General features: G+C 56.7%; 15 protein-coding genes. 5 read left to right on the plus strand and 10 right to left on the minus strand.

Annotated features, from left to right (window positions below; genetic code table 11):
• Positions 1-164 precede the first annotated feature (164 nt).
• Positions 165-1,571, plus strand: a complete 1,407-nt coding sequence (locus tag IT895_RS00075) for a mannose-1-phosphate guanylyltransferase/mannose-6-phosphate isomerase (RefSeq protein ID WP_199284388.1) — start codon at positions 165-167, stop codon at positions 1,569-1,571.
• On the opposite strand, the gene IT895_RS00080 is transcribed toward IT895_RS00075, so the two are convergent.
• Complete coding sequence (locus IT895_RS00080; RefSeq protein ID WP_199284389.1) at positions 1,572-2,285, minus strand: 3-deoxy-D-manno-octulosonic acid kinase; 714 nt, start codon at positions 2,283-2,285, stop codon at positions 1,572-1,574.
• On the opposite strand from IT895_RS00080, the gene IT895_RS00085 reads away from it, so the two are divergent.
• From IT895_RS00085 to waaA, 3 genes are read left to right on the plus strand one after another with little or no spacing between them, the layout of a single operon-like run.
• The gene (locus tag IT895_RS00085) at positions 2,284-3,381 is read left to right on the plus strand and encodes a glycosyltransferase family 9 protein (protein ID WP_199284390.1); all 1,098 of its coding nucleotides are present in this window, start codon (positions 2,284-2,286) and stop codon (positions 3,379-3,381) included. The two genes, IT895_RS00080 and IT895_RS00085, sit on opposite strands and share 2 nt — an antisense overlap.
• The gene (gene hldE / locus IT895_RS00090; protein ID WP_199284391.1) at positions 3,371-4,801 is read left to right on the plus strand and encodes a bifunctional D-glycero-beta-D-manno-heptose-7-phosphate kinase/D-glycero-beta-D-manno-heptose 1-phosphate adenylyltransferase HldE; all 1,431 of its coding nucleotides are present in this window, start codon (positions 3,371-3,373) and stop codon (positions 4,799-4,801) included. The genes IT895_RS00085 and hldE overlap by 11 nt, the downstream gene beginning before the upstream one ends.
• Positions 4,801-6,114, plus strand: coding sequence for a lipid IV(A) 3-deoxy-D-manno-octulosonic acid transferase (gene waaA / locus IT895_RS00095; RefSeq protein ID WP_199284392.1), 1,314 nt, complete (start codon positions 4,801-4,803; stop codon positions 6,112-6,114). Before hldE ends, waaA begins: the two co-directional genes overlap by 1 nt.
• Here waaA and pelG read toward each other — a convergent pair.
• The 9 genes from pelG to rpiA form a co-directional block, all read right to left on the minus strand.
• Positions 6,111-7,496 (minus strand): exopolysaccharide Pel transporter PelG, encoded by a 1,386-nt coding sequence (gene pelG, locus IT895_RS00100; RefSeq protein ID WP_085919149.1) that lies wholly within the window; start codon positions 7,494-7,496, stop codon positions 6,111-6,113. The two genes, waaA and pelG, sit on opposite strands and share 4 nt — an antisense overlap.
• A 26-nt stretch (positions 7,497-7,522) precedes the next feature.
• On the minus strand, positions 7,523-9,106 hold the full coding sequence (pelF, locus tag IT895_RS00105) for a GT4 family glycosyltransferase PelF (protein ID WP_233337318.1): 1,584 nt from the start codon (positions 9,104-9,106) through the stop codon (positions 7,523-7,525).
• Positions 9,103-10,116: a HEAT repeat domain-containing protein gene (locus tag IT895_RS00110; protein WP_139839370.1), complete on the minus strand. Its 1,014-nt coding sequence runs from the start codon at positions 10,114-10,116 to the stop codon at positions 9,103-9,105. The genes pelF and IT895_RS00110 overlap by 4 nt, the downstream gene beginning before the upstream one ends.
• Positions 10,103-11,464, minus strand: coding sequence for a PelD GGDEF domain-containing protein (locus tag IT895_RS00115; RefSeq protein ID WP_199284393.1), 1,362 nt, complete (start codon positions 11,462-11,464; stop codon positions 10,103-10,105). Before IT895_RS00115 ends, IT895_RS00110 begins: the two co-directional genes overlap by 14 nt.
• Positions 11,465-11,471: 7 nt before the next feature.
• Positions 11,472-12,011 carry a hypothetical protein gene (locus IT895_RS00120; protein ID WP_085919145.1) on the minus strand — a complete coding sequence of 180 codons (540 nt, stop codon included), beginning with the start codon at positions 12,009-12,011 and terminating at the stop codon, positions 11,472-11,474.
• 81 nt (positions 12,012-12,092) lie between these two features.
• A complete protein-coding gene (locus tag IT895_RS00125; protein WP_199284394.1) occupies positions 12,093-15,764 on the minus strand; it encodes a tetratricopeptide repeat protein in 3,672 nt (1,223 codons plus the stop codon).
• A complete protein-coding gene (locus IT895_RS00130) occupies positions 15,751-18,561 on the minus strand; it encodes a bifunctional glycoside hydrolase 114/ polysaccharide deacetylase family protein (protein ID WP_233337319.1) in 2,811 nt (936 codons plus the stop codon). The genes IT895_RS00125 and IT895_RS00130 overlap by 14 nt, the downstream gene beginning before the upstream one ends.
• Positions 18,562-18,606: 45 nt before the next feature.
• Entirely contained in the window at positions 18,607-19,584 is a 978-nt protein-coding gene (locus IT895_RS00135; protein WP_085919142.1) for an NAD-dependent epimerase/dehydratase family protein, read from the minus strand.
• Positions 19,585-19,881: 297 nt separating this feature from the next.
• Positions 19,882-20,556, minus strand: a complete 675-nt coding sequence (gene rpiA / locus IT895_RS00140) for a ribose-5-phosphate isomerase RpiA (protein WP_199284395.1) — start codon at positions 20,554-20,556, stop codon at positions 19,882-19,884.
• Between the two features lie 162 nt (positions 20,557-20,718).
• Between rpiA and ilvA the strand changes: the two genes are divergently transcribed.
• Positions 20,719-22,233, plus strand: a complete 1,515-nt coding sequence (ilvA, locus tag IT895_RS00145; RefSeq protein WP_085919231.1) for a threonine ammonia-lyase, biosynthetic — start codon at positions 20,719-20,721, stop codon at positions 22,231-22,233.
• Positions 22,234-22,350: the final 117 nt, after the last annotated feature.

Here is a 22,350-nt window from a genome sequence, read left to right on the forward strand (position 1 = left end):
CTAACACTTGGGGATGGCAAGTTGAGAGTGGGTGAGTGTTTTTTCTTTAAAAAGAAAGACAAATCCCTGATATGCATTGTTTATGCTACAGCCTGATACCCGAACCTTTTCGAGCCCCGGCAATCAATACTGTGGCGCCCTCATAACCCTAGGAATATTCTGATATGTCATTATTGCCTGTTGTCCTGGCGGGTGGTGTTGGGTCGAGACTATGGCCATTATCGCGTCAATTGCATCCCAAACAATTCCTGTCACTGGATGGTGGGCCTACCATGCTGCAAAAGACGCTAGGGCGTCTGGACGGGCTTGAAACACAATCATCCATCGTCATATGCAATGAGGAACACCGTTTTCTGGTAGCAGAACAGTTACGCCAGATAGGGTCGGATAATCGTCTCATATTGCTGGAACCGGTCGGGCGCAATACGGCGCCCGCGATTGCATTGGCGGCCATTGCCGCGACACAAGACGGCGATGACCCTTTACTGCTTGTGTTGGCGGCTGACCATCAGGTTCAGGATATTGTGCCGTTCCATGACAGTATCAAGAAGGCGCAGGCTCTCGCAGAGCTTGATTATTTGGTCACCTTCGGTGTGGTACCCACCTTCCCAGAAACTGGTTACGGTTATATTCAGCAGGGGACATCACTGGGGCAGGGCTTTGGTGTCAGGCGTTTTGTCGAAAAGCCTGATGCGGCGACGGCGACTGCTTACCTGGAAAGTGGTGAATATCTATGGAATAGCGGCATGTTCCTGTTTCGAGCGAGCTGCTACCTGCAAGAGCTGGAGCGCTTCCACCCCGATATGCTGCATGCTTGCCATCAGGCAATGGCTCAGCTAGAGAATGACCTGGATTTTACGCGCATCGACAACGAGGCTTTCGCCCGATGCGAGGACATCTCGGTCGATTATGCCGTGATGGAGAAAACACAGCATGCCGCCGTCGTGCCCTTGGCGGCGCGCTGGAGCGATCTGGGAGCCTGGGCTTCCATATGGGAGTTAAGCTATAAGTGTGAGGCGGGTAACAGCTATCATGGTGATGTTATCCAGGAAGATACTCGCAATACCATGCTGCGTTCCGAGAGTCGCCTGGTGGCTGCGATAGGCTTGGAAGACCTGGTCATTATCGAAACCAAGGATGCGGTATTAGTCGCTGATCGGCATAAGACGCAAGACGTTAAAAAAATCGTCGAGCGACTCAAGGCTGAAGGTCGCGACGAGTTCAACAATCATCGCGTTGTCTATCGTCCCTGGGGGCGCTACGAATCGGTTGATAGGGGCCAGCGTTATCAGGTCAAGCGTATTACGGTGAATCCGGGTGCCAAGCTCTCGGTACAGATGCATCATCACCGGGCAGAGCACTGGATAGTGGTATCCGGCACGGCGGAAGTGACTAACGGAGAGGCGACCTACCTTGTGTGTGAAAACGAGTCGACCTATATCCCCATCGGCCAGATTCACGCGCTGAAAAACCCCGGCACGCTGCCTCTCGAATTGATCGAGGTTCAGTCCGGCAGCTACTTGGGTGAAGACGATATTATTCGCTTCGAGGATCAATACGGCCGCGTTTGATCAACTCGTAGCGCGATATCCTTGCAGAATAGAGGAGATCGATAGACTGGAATCAAACTTGTGAATGGACCTCTCAAGCCTCTCCAGATTGGCGCTCTGCCACTTCCCCGGTTGGCGCAACCGACAGCGGTCCAGGTCAATCAGCCATGGCGTGCCGCTGGCATCGACCAGAATATTGCGGGCGTTCAGATCGACATGATCAAGCTTGGCACGGTGAAAGCGTCGAATCATGGCACCTACGCGTTGCAAGAGCGCTTCATCTGCCAGGTGGCTGACGATCAACTCGGCGAGCGCTTTTGCGCCGGTGATGCGTTGCGTGATCAAGGCGGCTTCGTAGCTGAGTCCGTGACGAACCACGCAGGTGGCGATAGGGCGTGGAACAGGTAAACCCTGCTCGAACAGGTTGGCCGTGAGGCGCATTTCGCGAAAGCCGCGGGTGCGCTCAGCACCTACCCAGAAATAGCGTTTTTGGCTTAGCTTGGCGACTAGACCGCCTCGCCGGTAAGGGCGCAAAACCCATTGCTCTTCAGGGGTAGCCTGCAAAAAAAGGCTGCTGCCCCGGCCAGGGGCTTCACCGACCACTAAATCGCGGGATCGCCAGTATTCAGCGCTGAACAGAGCGGGATCGGGTTGGTGTGACATGGCAGCGTCACATAAACTGTCTGCATCATGTAAAATCAGACTATTTCCTTGCCGGAGTGCCGCTAAGCGCATGAAGCCCTCTCTGCCTGCTCAACCTAACCATATTGCGATTCTGCGTCTCTCGGCGTTAGGAGACGTCTGCAACCTTGTGCCCACCGTGCGAGCGTTGCAGCGCCAGTGGCCACAAGCGCGCATTACCTGGATCATCGGCAAAGGGGAATACAGTTTACTGGCCGGCCTGTCCGGGGTCGAGTTTGTTGTGTACGACAAATCGACGGGGCTCAAGGGAATGCGCGCTCTATGGCGCGAGCTTGCGGATACGCGTTTTGACGTGCTCTTGCACATGCAGCAAGCCATTCGGGCGAGTATTTTATCGCTGGGGCTGAAGGCCAATGTGCGTGTGGGCTATGACAAGGCGCGGGCCAAAGATGCCCAGCACCGGTTTACCCAGCTCCATATTGCGCCCAGGACCAACCCCCATGTGCTGGAATCCTTCATGGATTTCGCGCGTTTGATGGGTGTCGAAGAAGGACCCCTGGAGTGGAATTTGCCGGTACCCTCTGCCGCTTATGATGAAGCGCGTTTGATCAGCGGTGAAGCCCCTTATCTGGTGATTAATCCATGCAGTAACGTGCGGCTGCGTAATTTCCGTAACTGGTCGGTGGAAGGGTATGCAAGCGTCATTGAATATGCGTGGGTACAGCACGGACTGAAAAGCGTGTTGACTGGAGGAGGCAGCTCCCTCGAGCGGGAGATCGGGGAGCAAATTGAAATGCTCTGCCAGCCAGGCAGCGTGATCAATGCCATTGGTCAGACGTCGTTAAAAGGTCTTTTAGCGTTGGTTGATGGCGCGCGTGCGGTGGTTTCGCCGGATACCGGTCCTGCGCATATGTCTAACGCCATGGGGACCCCGACACTAGGACTTTACGCGACGACCAACCCGCAGCGCGCGGCGCCCTATCTATGGCGAGATTTCGCCGTTAATGCCTACCCGGAGGCGCTGTATACCTACCAGCAAAAATTGGTGGAAGAGGTAAGCTGGGGACAGCGCGTTCGCCATGCCGACGCCATGGGACTCATCAAAACCGATGACGTGATTGCCAAGTTCGAGGCACTGCTGACACATACGGCTGCGCGCCCAACAACAGGAACCACCGATGAAAGTTGATTTAAACGCCCTGGAGCATGCCCGCGTTCTTGTGGTGGGTGATGTGATGCTAGACCGCTATTGGCACGGTGGCACCTCGCGCATATCGCCGGAAGCGCCTGTGCCGGTGGTGCGCGTCGAGGATGCGGATGATCGTCCCGGCGGAGCGGCGAACGTCGCGTTGAATATTGCGGCGTTAGGGGCACGGGTTGGCCTGGCAGGATTGGTGGGCGCAGATGAAAATGCCGAGTTGCTTTCGCATCAATTGTCGGCTTCGAATGTAAGTACTCACTTTCAGTATAGCGGGGAGATACCCACGATTACCAAGCTTCGGGTCATGAGTCGCAACCAACAGTTGCTGCGCCTGGACTTCGAGGAGCGTCTGGACGGTGTCGATACCACGGATTTGCTGGCCCAGGTGGAGCAGGCGCTGCCTGATTGCGACGTGATGATTCTGTCCGACTACGGTAAGGGCACCTTGAACCAGGTGGAGAAGCTGATCGCCCTGGCGCGAGCCCAAGGTAAGCCGGTGCTGGTCGATCCCAAGGGTAGCGATTTCAGTAAGTACCGCGGCGCCAGCCTGATAACGCCGAATTTGACGGAGTTCGAGACAATAGTCGGCCATTGTAGCAGTGATGCAGAGCTCTCAAAGCGTGGTGAAGCATTGCGCCTTGAGCTGGCGTTGGACGCGCTATTGATCACGCGCAGCGAAAAAGGCATGACGTTGATTTACGAGGGGCATGAACCGTTGCATTTACCAACCCGTGCTCAGGAAGTCTTTGATGTGACGGGCGCCGGCGATACCGTGATTGGCCTGATGGGGTTGGCAATGGCGGCAAACCATGAGTTGCCCGAGGCCATGATGCTGGCCAATCTGGGGGCAGGGTTGGTAGTGGCCAAGCCGGGTACTGCTACGTTGTCGATCGCCGAGCTTTATACCGCCCTGCACGGCGATAAGCTTGCTGAATTCGGGGTGATTGAGCCAACCCAACTGGTAGAGGCCGTACAAGCTGCCCAGACCCGGGGCGAGCGAGTGGTCATGACCAACGGCTGCTTCGATATTTTGCACGCGGGCCACGTGGCCTATCTTGAACAGGCAAAACGGTTGGGGGATCGGTTGATTGTGGCAGTCAATGACGATGCCTCCATCGGCCGCCTAAAAGGCCCGACGCGGCCTATCAATCCACTCCATCGCCGTATGCAGGTACTGGCAGGGTTGGGGGCGGTAGATTGGGTCGTCCCCTTCAGCCATGACACCCCACAAGCGCTCATCGAAGCCGTACTGCCGGATATTCTTGTCAAAGGCGGCGACTATCGGCCAGAGGATATTGTCGGTGGAAAAGCGGTGATTGCCAATGGCGGTGAGGTGAAAGTACTGGGCTTTGAAGATGGTGTCTCAACCACAGCGATGATCAGCTCGATCCTGGATCGCGAGCGCTAATGGCGGCACCCAACTGGCCTCGGCTTGCTTACTCAGCGGCACTGTATGCCCTTTCGCCATTGATCATGTGGCGTATCTGGCGAGAGCAAGTACCTACTTACTCCCGTTTGCAGCGCCTTGGTATGTGTCTTGATCCACTGCCTTCAGCGCCGCGCCTCTGGTTGCACTGCGCCTCGGTGGGCGAGGTGCGTGCTGCCCGCCCGCTGATAGAGGGCTTGCTGGAGCGCTATCCCCGGCACAGCCTGCTGATCACTACCATGACCGCCACGGGCGCTCAGCAGGCCCAGGCGCTCATCCATGAACAACCTGAAAGCGAACAGAAGCGGCTTGTTCACCGCTTCCTGCCGCTCGACTATCCAGGCGCGGCCAGGCGTTTTGTCGATCGGGTAAAACCCGCGATGGCGCTGCTGTTTGAAACCGAACTCTGGCCCAACCTGCTACACGCCTGCCGTTGTCAGACAGTGCCTGTGGCCGTGGTCAATGGTCGGCTATCGTCTGGCGCCTACCAGCGTTATCGGCGCTGGCGACCCTTGATGACTGACGCCCTGGCTAACGTTAGCTGGCTGGCTGCCAAGTCACCGGAAGATGCCGAGCGCTTTAACGCGCTGGGTTGCCGCGCTGAGGTAACCAGCGTGGTGGGGTCGCTGAAATTTGAAATCCCCCCTCAGGATAAGGTTTTCGAGGAGGGTGAGTACTTACATCGTCAGTGGGGTGGGCGCCCGGTATGGGTAGCGGGCTCCACCCGTGATGGTGAAGAAACACTATTACTCGAGGCGCATGCTCAGTTGCGTAAGCGCCATCCAAACGCGCTTTTAGTTCTGGTGCCCCGCCATCCCCAGCGGTTTGATGAGGTTGCCTACCTGTGCCGCGATGAGGGCTGGTTGCTCAGCCGTCGCAGCGAACAGCAAGTCGTAACGGAGCAGACCCAGGTCTACCTGGCGGATACGCTGGGGGAATTGGCGCTGCTCTATGCGGCGGGCAGTGTGGCTTACGTGGGAGGCAGTTTGGTCCCCCTGGGCGGCCAAAACGTGCTGGAGCCCGCTGCCCTGGGCAGGCCTGTGTTGAGCGGGCCCTCAATCGAAAACTTTACTGACGTGGCCGAGCCACTGTTAGCCGCCGGCGCCCTCGTTCTAGTGGATAGCCCCGATGCCCTCGCCGAGATGCTGATGAGTTATTTTGACCATCCCTGTGATGCGCAACAAAAAGGCCAGGCTGGCCTGGCGGTAATCAATGCCCAGCAGGGCGCCCTCAAGCGAACCCTGCACGGGCTTGGTAAGCTCGTACCCCAGTCGCTAGCGGTCTCTCCGGATTAACCCTTGCTGGGTTGCAGCATAAACGTTTGGTAAGTCAAATGTTCAAACTCATGGTCCAGTACGGCCAAGCCAACTAAAGATGTAAAAAGAAGCGATAGTGCGTATCCATAACCGTAGAACACTGGGCCGAGAAGTTGACTGAGTAGCGTGAATACAAGGTTGCTTAACAAGAATAGCAGGCAAAGCCAAAGTGCCGGTTTGAGACGGTCAAGATAAAATAGCACGTTCAGGATGGCCATCAGCAGTACTTGGATTCCCACGGCCACAATATCGATATTGAAAAGCGGCAAGTACCAGTGGGAAAACCCCAGCCAGGTAAATAATAATGGGCCGCTGAGTAGCAGTCCGGCCACCGTGATGCCCTGTACTTTAAAAATATCGTAGATACCGTGGCGAACGCTGGCGACCATTTCACCGCGCAGTGTCTCAATATGTCCCAGTGTGTCTCCACCTCTTATGGCGTCGTAATAGGCATGGCATCGCTCGGCAAAGTCGGTTTCCATGCGCATGATGAATACCGCCATTCCCGGCACAATGGAAAGATAGGCCAAAAAGATAGGCAGGTCGTAAATCGGCGAGGCGCGCAGCGGGCCAATAATGGGCTCGGATGTGGCCGGGTTGAACCAGAACACCAGCTTGTCTGCCCAAATACCGGCCTGATAGAACAGCCCAATGGCGATCAACGAACGCTGGCACTGCCCGGCACGGTGCAACTCGAAGGCCCACAGTCGATCACTTGGGTAATGTCGAATTACCATGGCCAGTAGCATGAAAAGCAGCAGGCTCTGGCCAATCACAAAGCCACCCAGCAGGCCCTCAAGCCCATAATCGTTGAGCAGCATGCCGCCAACAAACGTGGCCCCATAGCCAACGGCAAACGCCAGTAGTACCTGACGGTAGGCTTTTATTCCTGCGACAAACACGGTGACGCACCAGATCATGCAAAGCACCACAAAGCTGACCAGCATTTCCAGTTGATAGAGCCAGGGTGTCTGTCCGAAAGTCCACCACAGCAGGGCGCTACCAACGGAGGCGGCTACCAGCATGACCAACGTCAGCAGCCCCATCACGTTGGGCAGGATCGTGGCATCGCGCTTTTCAAACAGCCGGTCGGCAACAAAGCGGGTAAACAGCAACTGTACCAGTGATGTCAGCAGTAGCGACCCGGCGACAAGCCAGGTGACAGACACCAGAAACGCTGTCACATGGGGGGTGTTGGCGGGGCTAGCTGCTGCTGACAAGATGCCCAGTGCCATGACCGCCAGAATGGACAGCACCCAGGGGCCGGAACTGATCAATCCCGCGTAGCCATAGGCACGCAGCAGGCTGAAATAGCTATCCTGGCGTAGCAACCGCCGCAGTTCAAAACCAATGCCGGCCATCTATATGATCTCCCAGCGCCAAGGGGTTAACGTGCAGTTAATGTTGATAGTGGGCTGCCCGCGGGTGCCGATGAATCGCTGGCGGCTAAAGAGGGTTGCATGACATCTTTATACAGCTGCTGGTAACGCTCCATCATTAAAATATCGGTGTACTGGGCCTCAACGCGGGCAATACCTGTGGCGCGTGCACTGTGCCATACCGCCGGATTAGCAAGCAGATAATGCATGGCACTGGCCGTCGCCATGGGGTTGGCGATCGGTACGATTTCTCCTGCCGCTTGGCGAATATCCTGATGGCCCATGACCAGTTCGCGGCAGGCACCGACATCGCTGCACACCACGGGTACGCCCGCAGCCATGGCTTCGAGCACCACCAATGGCTGTGCTTCGCTAATTGAGGTCAACACTACCAGGCGCACTTGGGCAAGTATGTCTTCGGTGCGTTGGAAACCCAGAAACCGCACGTTCTTTTCCACGCCCAGCTGTGCCACCAGGTCGCGGCATTCTTGGGCATAAGTCGGATCCTCGCTGTCCGGCCCGACAATCCAGCCTTCGGCGTCAGGCAATTGACTGATCAACTGGCGCATAGCGCGGATAAACGTCTTGATATCCTTGATCGGCGTGACGCGACCCAGCAAAGCGACAATGGGCGCTTGGTTGCACGCGGTGGCATCGCGCAACGGGGCAAAGCGCTCAATGTTAATGCCATTGGGGATCAGCCGGGTACGTGCCTCAGTCGCCCCATCCTGCAGTTGACGCAAGCGGTTGCCTTCATGGAGCGTGGTGATTTGCGCGGCACTGGCGTAGGTCATTCGGCCAAGCCCCTGGAAGAAACGGATCCACATCTGGCGAATATAGCCGGTATCGATCTGAAACCCGTGGGACAGCGCATCCCGGGATGTTTTAATCCACTTGGCTTCGAGCAGGTCTATTTGACGCTCTTTGGTATAGATACCGTGCTCGGTGATCACCAATGGCCGCTGATGGATATGGTGTGCCAGCGCGCCTAAGAATCCTGCATAGCCGGTAGAGATGGCGTGTAGACAGTGGCTTTTTGGTAAGGCGTTGGCAATGCGCGCCAACATGAAGAGCGGCGCGTGAATATTGCGCACTGACCAAAAGTAATCGATAAATGAGGGCTCTGTCACATGCTCGAGGTAGTGATCGACAATGTATTGCCATGCTTCCTGGCTGTGAAGAAAATCCTCCTGACTTAAGCCACCCCGCTGGCCAATCATCCGGGCAACGTCGCATAGTGCCCGCTGTTGGTCACTCGCCATTGGTTGACGCAACGTGTCGTGAAGTTCACGGACCTTGACAAAGGTGCTGGCTCGACCTCTGCTAGCTTTGATGGTGCGACGCGGGGACAAGTCTTCCATTAAGTAATGGCATTCTAGATGCACCACATTGGCGGGACGTTCAAACAAAATGCCGTGGTAATGGTCGCGGCTCCCGCCCAGGAAAACCAGCGCGAAACGAAGGTGTGGCAGACCACGAATCAACTGGTCTACCCAGGCACTTACCCCTCCCCGTACCATGGGATAGGTACCTTCCAGCAGCAAAGTAACATCCGCCGGGTCGTCATGTTGACTCAGTGTCGGCCAGTTCATCGCCAGTACTCCATTAGAGGGTGCAACACAGGGTGCTGCTGGGCCGTAGGGCTCAGTCGTGACAAATGATCGCGTAGCATATGGTAGTTGCGGGTTTGAAAGGCCTGTTCGGCGCGATAAGGCGCGAGGTCATCGTCGTGCATGTCGAGCATTTCACATTGGCGAAAGGCCTGTTCGGCGCTTTGCTGATCCTTCAAGGCCAGGTATATACGGCCGCGTAAGAGCTGTCGATGAGCGTGATTGGCTTGGCCGATGGCCTGATTGATGTAGTCAAGAGCTTGGGATAAATAGAATCGCGTCGTGCTGCCTTGGGCGAGGGTAAGGTAATCATATTCCCAGTGGAGGGTCGCCAATGCTTCGGCGAAATGCCCATGCGGGTCACCATCGCGCTCGCGGTGCTGAACGAGTCGTTGGATACGTTCGTCGACATCGCGCTCAATGCCACTGAGCATGGAATAGGCCAGCAGCCTTACGTCATCGGTCGGGTCAGCCAGGCCTAGACGAAGCAGATTGATCGCCTGGCGCCGTGGTAGATGTCGGCAGGCCAGAATGGCTTCCTGGCGCAGCACTGGGCTATCGGAATAGCTCAATATACTGGCTAAGCCTTCCCGCATGGCAGTGGTCTCAGGGCTGGGCGGGGAGAGCGGCTGGTAAGGGAGAGGCGGTAAATTCAGTGCCTGCCAAGACACGTCACGTTTTGGGGTAGCCCCATAAAGTGCGGGAACCACGGCCATCAATAAACCCAGTAAGCCGATACCCGGCAACAGGAAGAGTAATAAAAACAGCAGTAGAAGATTACCCATCAAGGGCTGCTGGTAGCCTGAAGGCAATAGTTGTCGAATACCTTCCGCCATCAGTAGCGCGCCAGCGCCATGTAGCAACATGATGGGTAAAGAAGGCACACTTGCCGTCGCGAACCACATGTGAGCACCCCAGGCTTCAGCACCAAAGCCCGCGGCCAGCCAGAGCATGCCGATTGATAAACGTCTTGCAGGACTAGGCGTGAGCATGGCTTGCCTCGGGGCGAGTATTGGTCGAGAGCAGCTTCCTGGCCGAACGCCGACCGTCAATGACCTGGTAGCTGACATCAATGTATTGGCAGGCCTCGCCGATACCCGGCTGCGCGGCCATGGTTTCTTTTAACCGCTCGGCATACATCGCAAAGGCCGTTTGTTTTGTTAACGGCAGCAGTACATAGAGTCGCTGCGAACCGTCGTCTTTTGGAGTGACCCAGCTACGGTCGAGGCCGCGTTGCGCACTGACGATGCTATCCTTGGCGGAGGTTATCTGGATGTCGCTGAGCTGGGTTGAGAAATCAATGGTGATGAGCAGCGAGGTCAGTTGATGATCGCGGGCGTGTCGAACCCACTGGGCGACGATGGCGCGATGGTCAGTGCTTTCTCCCTGCAGTGTGTGTTGGGTCTGTTGCAACAGATCACCCAACTGAGCCCCCAGCACGGCCAGCAGGTGTAAGTGGCCACGATGAAAATCGATGAAAGGCATAGCGGTAATAGCTACAACAGCGTAGATGCGTTGCTCGACATCAATGAGAGGCACGACGGCAAGCAGTGGCGCGTTATCAATGTTAATTCCTTGATCCATTGCGCTTTTAAGGCAGATCATGCGGCGTTGTTCAAGGCAGGCCAAGAGCATCGGGTCGTTCCACGGAAGCGCAATATCGCCGCCATACCATGTGACAGACTGTGGCTGTAATCGCTGTTGGCGATCGACGGGTATCAACGCTGCCTTTTGGACCCTGGCATGCAGGGCCAGGAAGTTCAGCAGTTCGTTGCCGTGTTGCCTGAGAACATCGACGCCAGGCGCAAGTGCTTGGTACTTGGCTTCAAGGGCTTTCAGGGCATCACGCAGCGTGAACGGGTTGGCCGCCAAGCGCTCGGCCAGTTGATCATGGGAAACGCGCAATAGCTGATAGTGGCGGATAAACTCCTCTAACCGCGTCGACTGAGCACGGTGGACAACCGTCATCTGATGTAAACGCCGCCGCCAGTTATCGGCCATTTCACCTGCCACCATGCCTACCAATATCAGCGCGATGGCCACTGGCAGGCGTTGTGACGAGTCGTTTAGCAGGTCACCGTGGTACCACCATCCCTCAAGCCCCATCAATACGACGCTGACCAAGCCACTACTGAAACCCAGAGCAAAGCCATAGCGCATGCCCACCAGCAAGGGGGCGATAGCCAATAGCCAGGTTAAGCCACTGCCCAGTAGCAAGGGGTCATCTGGGTTGATGAGCCAGCCGATAACCGGAAACCCGAGAGTGATGACGGCGGTTTCTAGAAGCCTTAACCCGCGGGAGGGCAGTGCAGGCTGACGTTCATCGGTCGATAGGATCATTGTGGCCTCACTGCTGTACGGGCAAGGTGTCGACGAGATCCGCCATCAGTTTCTGTGCCACGCCGCTGGTGGTGCTGAAGCCCCAGCCAGACCGTGCGCCGCTGGCGCTCCATAAAATATCCCCTGTGTTGACATCCACTACGCGCAAACTGATGCCAATAGCGGGTTCGCCATCCAGACCGGTTTTGTAATGCCACTCATCCACCGACCCCGTCACCCCATAGCGCGCCCCTTGCTGCTGCGCCCAACTGAGAGCCGCTTGATAGTCCTGCTCACTGGGCAGCGCCAATAAATTTTGCTGGGGCGGGCGAGGCGCCTGGGTCAGGGAACTGATGCCTTGCTGATGCAAAAGCGTCGTAAGGCTGGCTTCCGCCTTCTGCCCTGCCAGCGGTGTTTCCGAATGGTTGGCAATTGGCAGTAATGCCCATTGCGCCTGGCGGCTTAGCGGTTCTGAGCGGTGAACATCCGTGACCGCGCAGCCACTGAGTAATATCACGCCAACAAGAAGTGCCAGCTGTGCCAACGGCCTCAAATGATGAATACGCATCGCTGTATCTCCAGGGCGCTAGCTCGGCGCCTCAAGCAGTGGTGGGGTAACGGCGTTGCCGTTGGGTCGCCCGTGGCATGTTCAGTGCCCCAGGAAGTATTGATAAGTGAGTGAAACGCCCAGGTTAGTGTCGCCATCATTCCCCGTTCCCTGGTCAGCCTCCAGGCTCAGGCTGAGTGCGTCATTACCGAAAAGTCGGCTACCCAAGGCAAAACGGGCGTTAAGGCCGATATCTTTTTCGGGTAGCTGGTAGCCCGCTTCCAACGCTACCTCGAAACTCGGTGAGGCCAGCAAAGGGGAAGTGCTGGCGGGTTCCCCGCGTCGCAGCGCGACGCCGACCCCTACAAAACTCGATTGTTCGGTGAGCAAGTCATCAGCTTGAAAATTGGCTGGTAGTCGCTGGCGGATATCGTCAGGCAACTGGCCGATGGAATAGTCGGCATGATTGGCCAACAAACTGAGATCCAACTGGCGGGTAGCCCCTTTCAGCAGCGCATGGCGTAGCTCGGCATCTACCCGATAGCCATCGCCCAATGTCTGCCGTGTTTCGCGGCTGCGCAGATTCACGTGACGAGTGTCCAGGGTCAGAGTGTCTCGGGCGGTAGGGGTCCATTCCATGCGAATGCCAATCTGGTCTTCGACGGCTAGCAGTCGCATCGAGTCGCTAATATCGGACACATGGCTTATTTCGCCATACAGCGTGCCTGCCAGGCGTGAGGTGGCCTGCCAGCGTTGAGACACGCCACCGTAAAGCCGGTTATTACGGTCAGTGTTTAGCTGGCCCAGCGATAACTCGGTATCAAGGCGCGTACCGTTCCGGCCCACGGTTAATTCGACGGCTTGTTCATCGCGGAGGTCTTGGCTATCGACAGCGTCGTCGTGGTTATCTAGCTGACGACGAACCAGATCAAGCTGGCCCCAGAAACGCTCTCCACTTAGCTGATATGACACGTCCTGTGAGGCGATATCCAGGTCGCCCAAGCGCCGATATTTAGCCGAAGTGGCCAGCCGGTGAGGCATGTCGGCGGCTAGCTCGACGACATCACGCCGTCGGTCCACGCCCTTCGCGGTAAGCCGTTCGGCGAGCGCCCAGGCGTCTTGTCGACGGTCAAGCTGGCGCATAATGGCTAAGCGATCGGTGGCGGAAAGCGCGCGACCCGCATCGCTATCCAATAACCCTTCTAGTGTATCGCGATCGTTTTTTTCTAAGGCCACAGCCAACGTTTGCCAGGCGGGACTGACATACCCCTGTGACTGGGCGCGGAGCAGCAAATAGCGGGCGTGAACGGGCTGTCGCATAGCCATGTGTGCATCGAACAGCCACTCGCTGTCGCTGGGTTGGGGGGGCGTATCGGCAAAGGCGTCTGTCACGAGCTGGTGGTACCAGCTGCGCACGCTCTCAGGGCCATGTCGGTTGGCCACTATTGCCATTGCCTGAGTATGGTCGCGGCGCTGCGCCTCGCTCAGAGGAGACGCTAGCGGTGAGGTAAAGGTTGGCGACAGCTCGTCGAAGGCGGCCAAGCGCATGTTAAATGCCAGCGCTACTTCACCGCGCTGACTGAGGGCATCGGCGTAGTAAAGCTGCTGCCAGGCATCCAATACACCTGCGTCGCTTGCCAAGGCGTACCAGACAAGTGCTTGATCGAGGTTGCCTGAAAAACGTTCCGCGTCGGCCATGGCGCTCATCATGGAAGGCGTCTGAACGGCCTGCTCCTGCCACTCTGTGATGCGCTCGCGTATTGCTTCATCATCCCCTGAGGCGATCAACGCGTATAGCATGCCTGCGCGAAGACCAGGGTCCTGGGGTGAGTGCTCCAGGGCGCGTTGGTAAGCGTTGATCGCTTCGTCAGGTTCTCGCCGGAGCAGCGCTTGCTGTGCCGACGCAGCCCAATAATCCGACGAATTAGCGAATCTTTCAGGGGTTTGTTCTGCCATCGCCAATAGCGACTGGGTCAATGCTGTCTGGCGTTCTCGTTGGGCCAGATAGAGCATTTGAATCAGGGCATCGCCGTCACGTGCCTGGGCCCAGCGGTACTCGGTCACCCGCATGGCAAGGTCGAGGTTGTCATTATCAGCAGCGGTTTGTATGAGCCGGGAGGCGCCTTCTGCGTCCAGGTTATCCTGTTCAAATAACCTGCGATAGGCCGTCATGCTGGCCTGGCTATCGCCTAGCTGCCAGGCTAGCTCGGCGCGTTGCTTGTCATTGCTGGCGCCCATGCTGATGCCATCCGTGGGCGAGCCTAATAGTTGCAAGGCACGATCCAACTGCCAGTTTTGGCTCATCAACTGGTTTTGGGCCTGGATGAACTCAGGCTGTGACCCGTAGCGGACATTGAGTGCCGCCCAACTGTCAGCCGCTTCATCCAGGCGTCCGGTTTGCCCAAGCCAGGTGGCCAGGCGAATACCTAGCGCTTGGTCGTGAATGCCGGATGCCTGCCAGGCTTGGATCTGCTCAATCGCGGCGTCGGGCTCGCCCAATTGTTCAAGCAAATCGGCCCATAAACGACGGTCTTCCAGCGTCAGTTGGCCTTGGCCATCAAGGCGGTTCAAGGCGCGTATGACAGAAGGTCGGTCGCGGACACTCAGTGCCAGCGAAATGACCCAGCGATTATGGCTTTCCTCGCCGGTTTGACGGGCGAGTTGATCAGCGTTTTGCAGTGCGCCCGCGGCATCGCCGGACCACTGCTGAGTTTGGGTCAGTTGCTCCAGGTAAGCGGTGTTGTCTGGGTCTTGGCGGCGTAGCTGGTCGAGCGCCCCCAGCGCGCTGGCTAATTCGTTAAGGCCCAGGGCGATGTTGACGTGGCGTTCTAGGTTCGCGATGTCCGGTTGCTGGTCGATGAGTCGCTGTGACCAGCCAAGCGCCTGCTGAGGCTGGCCGTGGGCCAGTGCGAGGCGAATACCCAGGTCGAGCAGCTCGCGGTCATTGGGAAACGCGGCCAGGTATTCGCGGGCGTATTCGACACCATCGTCCTGCTGGCTCTGTTGGGCGGAGCGTAGCGCTTCCAGAGCTGCAGATCGGCGCGGCGATTCGGCGCTATCATCGCCTTGTTGGGCGTGCGCTGAGGCAATCAGCCAGGAAAGCCAGCCCAGTGTCACCCTGGGCATTTCCGCGACTCGGTAAGCGCGATGCCAGGCGGCGGCCGAGCGCTCCGGGTGACCGGCGCGAAGCCACCAGTAGCCGGCCAGTGATAACCAATGATATTGGCTGTCGACCTGCTGCTCAGCAAGACGCTCATAAAGTGTAGCGGCCTGTGAAGGGGTCTCCGTGGCCAGCCAGTAGTCCGCCATGCGTTCTAAATACGCCGCAGGCAGATGGGCGTTGGTCTGGAAAGCCTGCAGGATGGCTTGAAACTGCTGCACGGCTTGCTGACGGTCTGGTTGCTCCACTTTGATCGCCGCGAGCAATTGCCACTCGATGGACAGGCGCAGCCATTGAATCGTCTTGTCTTCATTGTCATGCAGAGGCATCAGGATAGTGCGAGCCAACGGCGCGTCGCCCACCTGGAGCAGTTTGCTTGCAAGATTGACGCGTAGCTCGACGTTATCCGGGTTGGCGTTTAACAGTGCCTGGGAGTACAGCAGTGAAATACGGCTCGGCATGCTGTCGCTGCTTTCGAGGGTCAGCAGATGGTGGGCAGGAAACAGCAATACCAACATCAAGGCGATGACCAATGCCACCAGGCGCAGGGTCAACGGTCGGATCAGGCGCCTTTGACGCAACACAGTACCGGCTTTGGGATTAACGCGTTGCACAGCGCACCTCGATACGCTCAGCATCAGCGCGGTCAAAGGCTAGTAGAGTGGCGTTATCACGTTGTTCAATACGCGCCCCAGGGGCAGAGACTTGACAGTTATGGGTGTTGGCTAGCGCTACCTTTAATGGTAACTGTTCGGCGGCAAGGCCTAAGCTTAGCTGCCCGGACGACCCTGTCTGCCACTCGGTGATGCGCCCGTTGGCATAGCGCAAGTGAGGTACTTGCGGTTGACTAGTCGTCACGTAAAGGGTGGCGTTACGGTCACCTGAGAGCGCGATATAGCGACCCGAATTGATGTCGCGCACGCCCGCAACGCCTCTAGAGCGCTCGAGATCAGGCCAGCCCATGTCCGCGGGTAAACGTAGGGTACGCATGTGGTTAGCCCCTTTGATCTGCCAGCCACTGTCTAACTGCTTGGCGATACCGGTGTGGTACCACTGGGTGGCGACATCACTCCACGCGCTGGTAAAAAGCGGCAACGTCTCTTGTGTGAGTACGTACTCATATACCTGATGGAGCGCACGCAGTGCCCCGGGACTCGCAGCAGAGTAAAAGTGATAGTAAATATCGATAGGCTTTAAACGGCGCGGCTGGTCGGTGAGCTGGTAGGTCTCAATCGCTCGCCGATAGCCCCAAAGTGGGCCAAGCATGTTGTTGGTATATATATTTTCATTAATCTGCGGGGCATAAACCTGAAGGTAGCGGCCCAGCGGGCGCAGCATGGGCGACACATTGGTCATGGTCGGGTTGCTTTGGGTAACGCTGGTGTTGCCGCCGTTAATATTGCGTAGCCCCAACTCGTCGGCAATCGCCAAGGCTTTTTCCGGCGGTAGTGCGTTACCCGTCCATAGCACCACCTTGACCGGCTTATCGGCGGGTGCCAGCTCACGGTTGATATAGTCGGTTGAGCCTTCGATTTCGCGTCGTAGCGAGAAGCGATAGCCGGGAATCGGAAGGTTGTAATTGAAATTGGCAAGAGTTACACCCTGGCCCGCCAAGTCGTTTTCATTGAGGCTTTCCCACTCGAAAGGGTGGCTAAAGGTGTGCGTTGCGACTTCCACCCAAGGGAGACTGAAAATACGCCGGGCTAGCGGTTCTAACGTAGCGCGGTGCTGGGGATAAAGGCCCTCAGGACCTATCTCGCCTTCAATAATCGACACCGTGGTAGGCACCTGATAGCGCCTTAAAATGTCCGACAGCATCAGTTCGCCTGTGAAGGGCGTGCCCGGCATGTCGGCGCGGCTAACAAAAGCATCGCCGTCAATCTGGGTCATCCAGTAGCGGGCGCCATTTTCGGTGGTGGCGTCGGGGATCGGCATGTCCGGGAGTGCTAATGCGCGCTTTAAGAAGGCAAAGGGATCAAGATTCCAGCGTATTTGCGTTTCGCTGGCCTGCTCGAAAATCCACGGGTGGCTTGCAAGACCACCCCAAGGGCCGGTGATGATCGGTGAAAAGCGCCGCTGCTGGTCATCGCTCAGCGTCAGATGTGATGTGTTGGCGCTGTTGAGTATCTGGTAGCTGGTCTGCGGTGCGGGGGACGGGTGTGGAAACCCTTCGAAATCAACCAGGTTGTCATGTTCCAGTGGTGTTAACGAGGAAGCCACAAGACCGCTGACTTCACGCAGCCCCATTAAAGTACCCAACGAGCCCGAGAGCGGTATGCCTGGATCACCGATGATGACTGCACGCAGGCCATTCTCCATTTGATGCTGTAGCCAGGGGGCATAATGTGGGGCATTCGTTAACGACTCGTTAAACCATGTGACCACGCCGGCATAGCGGCCGTGCAGGGTGTCGCTGGGCAGCGGCTCATTGACGTCGCGATACTCGGCGCCGTAGCCAAGGTACTCAAGGGGCATTGCCAGGTAACGATGGGCGTTGGTGTAGGCCAACTCGCCAGCTTCCGTCTTGGCTTTATCAAACAGGATCAGCACTCGCCGAGGCATGGCCTCGATCAGCCCGATACCCATTTGATTGAGTTGTGGAACACTCACCCAGGGAATAAACCCTTCGTCATGAATGCGCTTGGCGGTGTCTCGCGCTAACGCGCGGTTATTGGCGGGCACATAGTCGATCGCAATCGCGGGCAGCTGATAGTCATCCCTAACGCGGGCAAGCTGTGCGTAAAGCCAGGCCTGGTCATCGTCAGGCACTGCCCCGTAGACCTTGGTGCTGGGGTTCCAGCCGCGATAGAGCGACTCTGCGGCCACCCCGGCAACATCACTGTGAACGCGGTCAAGGATTTCAAAGCCCCGGTTGAACACCAGTTGCATATCGGGGAACTGACGTTTGATCTGGGTAACGATCTCCACCAGCGCGTCTTGCTGGCGCTTAGCGGCGTCTCCCTCAGGGGCAAATAGGCGATAACTATCCAAAGTGTCGAGAAACAGGCCACGATAACCCGCATTCCACAATGGTCGAATGTGTTCCTCAATCAACCATCGTTGCCACTCGGGGGCGGTCAGGTCGGCGACCTGGCTATTCCAGGCGTCGTTGCGGGTGACCAGCGCATCTTCGGCAACAAGTGTCTTGGCTTCCCGCCATGCGTCGAGTTCACCAACACTGACGTAGGCAAAGACTTGCCCGCCGTGCTGTCTAAGTTGACGGGATTGGTCATGGTCAATATTGGCCGCCTCGACCACGATCCAGTCGAACTGCGAGAGAAGCTCGGTGGGGGCGTCATTGCCGTAGTAGAACGCAACGCTGGGTTGGCCGGGTGTTGTGGCCGCATACACCAGGGCACTGCTTAGCATGTTGAGTGCTAAGAGTAGTCCACGGAAGAGAGAAGTCGCCACAGCATCACCTTTATATTGGTATTGACCATTCGCATAATGCGCTTATCAGGCGCTCACCTTCAGTGGGGAGGCTGACTCCCTGGCGATGGTGTGGCGATAGTCTTGAATGAGTTCGCTCAGGCCTTCGCTTAGCGTCCATTGCGGACTCAACGATAGCCATTCGGCCAGCCGCTGAGGGTCCCCGTAAGAATGTTGAATATCTTCGGCCTTGGCGGGTAGGTGCTGGGCGGGTAATGAACAACCGGTGAAGTGGTTAAGAAGGTCGATCAGTTCAAGCAGATTAATCCGCTGACCGGTAGCCACGTTGCAAATACCACACTGTTCGCTGAACAGCGCGGTAAGGTTGGCGCGGGCCACATCGCCGACATAGATAAAGTCGCGTGATTGGTGTCCATCGCCATACACGATAGGCGCTTGATGGGCAAGCAGTCTGTCGATAAAGCGCGCCACAACCCCCGCATAGGGCGAGTGCGGATCTTGGCGTGGGCCGTAAACATTGAAATAACGCAGCCCTAAACTGGGTAAGTTGTGCAGGCTTGCCAGCAGGGCGGCATAGCGTTCATCCACCCATTTTTCCAGCCCATAAGGCGATAGCGGCTGCTGACATGACTCTTCGGTCAGGGGCAGCTGTGTTGGCACACCGTAAACGGCGGCAGAAGAAGCGTAAACGAGTTTCGTGACCTTTGCCTGGGCTGCCGATTGCATCACGTTAAGCGCCCCTAGGATATTATGTGTGGCAGAGTCGTAAGGATCTTCAACTGAGCGTGAAACGGATACCTGAGCGGCCAGGTGTAGGCAATGAGTGATTCCCCGCATTGCGGCTGAGACGTCCTCGCGGGATCGGATATCACCTTGCATAACGTCAAGATGTTTGTGTTCAGGCAGGTTGGCCTGGCGACCACTTGAAAAATTGTCCAGCACGCGCACCGAGTAACCGCTTGCCAAAAGTAGGTCGACCGTATGGGAGCCTATAAAGCCTGCACCACCCGTCACAAGAACACGCTTATCGTTGTGATCCAACATGATGTTCCCTTCCCCTTTATTGGCTGATGACGTCTTCGTCACAAGACGTTAATCAGCGCTTTTTTTGCAACAGTTTGTATCCTTATGTTTAATTCTAATTACAATTAGAAGCAATAGTCGGACTAATGGATTTGCTCACTAACACGGCATGCTTTTCGTCATACTTTGAGCATGGGTAAGGGTATGGGCCTGGGGACGAGTAGGGTGAGAAGAGAGGTGGAGGGGGTGTTATTGTTCGATAAAACAAAGGCCAGCGTAAAAACTGGCCTGGCTAAGGATGAGCAAGCTACAAAATTATTAGCGTAGCGTGATCCGCTCAACGCCCTCCGGGTTGCCTAATAGCAGGATGTCGGCTCCTCGGTCGGCAAATAGACCATTGGTGACCACGCCCACAATGGCGTTGAGCGTGGCTTCCATGGCGACCGGGTCGTCGATCATGAATTCATAGCAGTCGATAATCTGGTTGCCATTGTCGGTAACCACGCCTTGCCGATACACCGGTTCAGCCCCCAGGGCGACGAGTTGGCGGGAAACGTAGGAGCGTGCCATGGGAATGACTTCCACCGGCAGTGGAAAGTGCCCAAGCTGGCTGACATATTTGGATTGGTCGGCGATGCAAATGAAACGCTCGGCGCAGGCAGCCACGATTTTTTCCCGGGTGAGTGCCGCTCCGCCGCCTTTGATCATTTGTAAGTGAGCATTCACTTCGTCAGCGCCGTCGATGTAAAAGGGCAGTGTTCCAACGCTATTCAACTCGAACACCTCGATGCCCAATGCTTCCAAGCGTTTGGCACTGGCCTCAGAGCTTGCCACCGCTCCCTTGAACTGATCACGTAGCGGCTTTAAGCGGTCGATAAACAGGTTGGCCGTCGAGCCGGTGCCGATTCCCAGCACGGTGTCTTTTTCCAGCCAGGGTTCAATTTCACTGATCGCTTTATCGGCGACGGCGGCCTTGAGTTCGTCTTGGTTCATGGTATGCCTTTTCGCAGGGAAGATTGGACTCGGTGACCATTATAACGGCCTAAACGCGGCCTGCCGATCAAAACGCTGCTGGACGTCGAACGGCGTAATCTGCTACCAATAGGAGCTTTCCCCGCACCCGTCAGGGTTATGTTCTTTCTTGGAATTTTCCGCATGCTTGAAGCTACCGTCAAAAAGATCCTCCAGGCCCACGTTTACGAAGCCGCTTGTGAAACGCCCATTTCACCTGCTCCTTTTTTGTCGCGTCGTTTCAATAACCAGATTTTAATCAAGCGCGAAGACCTGCAGCCGGTTTTCTCGTTCAAGATCCGTGGGGCCTACAACAAGATGGCCCAGCTCAGCGAAGAACAGAAAGCCAAAGGCGTGATCGCCGCGTCGGCGGGCAACCATGCCCAGGGGCTTGCCATGGCCGCCAAATTGATGGGCGTCAAAGCGGTGATCGTGATGCCACGGATTACCCCAGAGATTAAAGTACAGGCGGTCCGCGCCCGGGGCGCCAAGGTAGTCCTCAAGGGGGATGCCTTTGCTGCCGCCGCTGAGCATGCCCAGGAGCTGATCAAGGAGCACGGCTATACCTATATTCCCCCCTTCGATGATATTGATATTGTCGCCGGCCAGGGCACTGTCGCGGTGGAAATCCTGCGCCAGCAGGCGGGGCGTCTTGATGCTATTTTTGTACCGGTTGGCGGCGGTGGACTGATTGCCGGGATCGCTGCCTACGTTAAATATCTGCGCCCGGATATCAAGGTGATCGGTGTTGAGTCCGAAGACAGCGCCTGCCTGAAAGCGGCATTGGAGGCCGGTGAACGGGTAGTGCTGGACCAGGTGGGTGTTTTTGCTGAAGGTGTTGCCGTGGCGCAGATTGGCGAAGTGCCCTTTTCGCTGGTGAAAGACATTATCGACGATGTGATTACCGTTACCGCCGATGAAATGTGCGCCGCTGTCAAAGATATCTTTGAAGATACCCGCGCCGTCGCGGAAACCTCGGGCGCGCTGTCGCTGGCCGGGTTGAAAAAATATATTCAGCAAACCGGCGCGGAAGGCGAAACCCTGCTGTGCATCAATTCCGGCGCCAACACCAACTTTGACCGTCTACAGCATATTGCCGAGCGGACCGAGCTTGGCGAGCAGCGGGAGGCGATCCTGGCGGTAACGATTGCCGAAAAGCCAGGCAGCTTTAAAAAGTTCTGCCGCACGCTTGGCAAACGCATGGTCACGGAGTTCAGCTACCGCTACGCAGATAACAGCGAAGCGCATATTTTTGTCGGCGTGCAGGTTAAACCCGGCGGCGAAGATCGCCAACTGGTCATCGACAAGCTTCGGGACGGGGGGTATCAGGTCGAGGACTTGACCGACAACGAGCTTGCCAAGTTACACATCCGTCATTTGAGTGGCGGCCGCCCCAGCGAATACTTTGAAGAAGAGCTGTATCGCTTTGAATTTCCTGAGCGTCCAGGGGCCCTGATGAACTTTCTCACCCAACTGCCCCATGACTGGAATATTTCGCTGTTTCATTATCGTAACCACGGGGCCGCTTATGGCCGTGTTCTGGTGGGTATGCAGGTACCTAATGGTGACCGCTCTCACGTCGCCGAGCATCTGGATGCGATTGGCTACCGCTATTGGCGGGAAAGCGATAATCCCGCCTACCGGCTGTTCATGGCTTGATCTTGCGTCGCCAAATATGTGAGCGGTTACTTACAGCGCAGCCCTTCACAAGTCAGTTTGTTAAGAAACAGTGTGCGTTTATTTTTTAATGTCATATAGGGGGTTAAGCCGTTGTCA

This window comes from Halomonas sp. A40-4, assembly GCF_015767635.1.
Lineage (GTDB): Bacteria > Pseudomonadota > Gammaproteobacteria > Pseudomonadales > Halomonadaceae > Vreelandella > Vreelandella janggokensis.

Excerpts from the sequence above, each read along its gene's own strand:
- pelF (WP_233337318.1), bottom strand. The coding sequence starts at position 9,106 with ATGAACTGGCCGACACTGAGTCAACATGACGACCCGGCGGATGTTACT.
- IT895_RS00080 (WP_199284389.1), bottom strand. The coding sequence starts at position 2,285 with ATGCGCTTAGCGGCACTCCGGCAAGGAAATAGTCTGATTTTACATGAT.
- IT895_RS00115 (WP_199284393.1), bottom strand. The coding sequence starts at position 11,464 with ATGATCCTATCGACCGATGAACGTCAGCCTGCACTGCCCTCCCGCGGG.
- IT895_RS00075 (WP_199284388.1), top strand. The coding sequence starts at position 165 with ATGTCATTATTGCCTGTTGTCCTGGCGGGTGGTGTTGGGTCGAGACTA.
- IT895_RS00085 (WP_199284390.1), top strand. The coding sequence starts at position 2,284 with ATGAAGCCCTCTCTGCCTGCTCAACCTAACCATATTGCGATTCTGCGT.
- ilvA (WP_085919231.1), top strand. The coding sequence starts at position 20,719 with ATGCTTGAAGCTACCGTCAAAAAGATCCTCCAGGCCCACGTTTACGAA.
- hldE (WP_199284391.1), top strand. The coding sequence starts at position 3,371 with ATGAAAGTTGATTTAAACGCCCTGGAGCATGCCCGCGTTCTTGTGGTG.
- IT895_RS00135 (WP_085919142.1), bottom strand. The coding sequence starts at position 19,584 with ATGTTGGATCACAACGATAAGCGTGTTCTTGTGACGGGTGGTGCAGGC.
- IT895_RS00110 (WP_139839370.1), bottom strand. The coding sequence starts at position 10,116 with ATGCTCACGCCTAGTCCTGCAAGACGTTTATCAATCGGCATGCTCTGG.
- rpiA (WP_199284395.1), bottom strand. The coding sequence starts at position 20,556 with ATGAACCAAGACGAACTCAAGGCCGCCGTCGCCGATAAAGCGATCAGT.
- waaA (WP_199284392.1), top strand. The coding sequence starts at position 4,801 with ATGGCGGCACCCAACTGGCCTCGGCTTGCTTACTCAGCGGCACTGTAT.
- pelG (WP_085919149.1), bottom strand. The coding sequence starts at position 7,496 with ATGGCCGGCATTGGTTTTGAACTGCGGCGGTTGCTACGCCAGGATAGC.
- IT895_RS00120 (WP_085919145.1), bottom strand. The coding sequence starts at position 12,011 with ATGCGTATTCATCATTTGAGGCCGTTGGCACAGCTGGCACTTCTTGTT.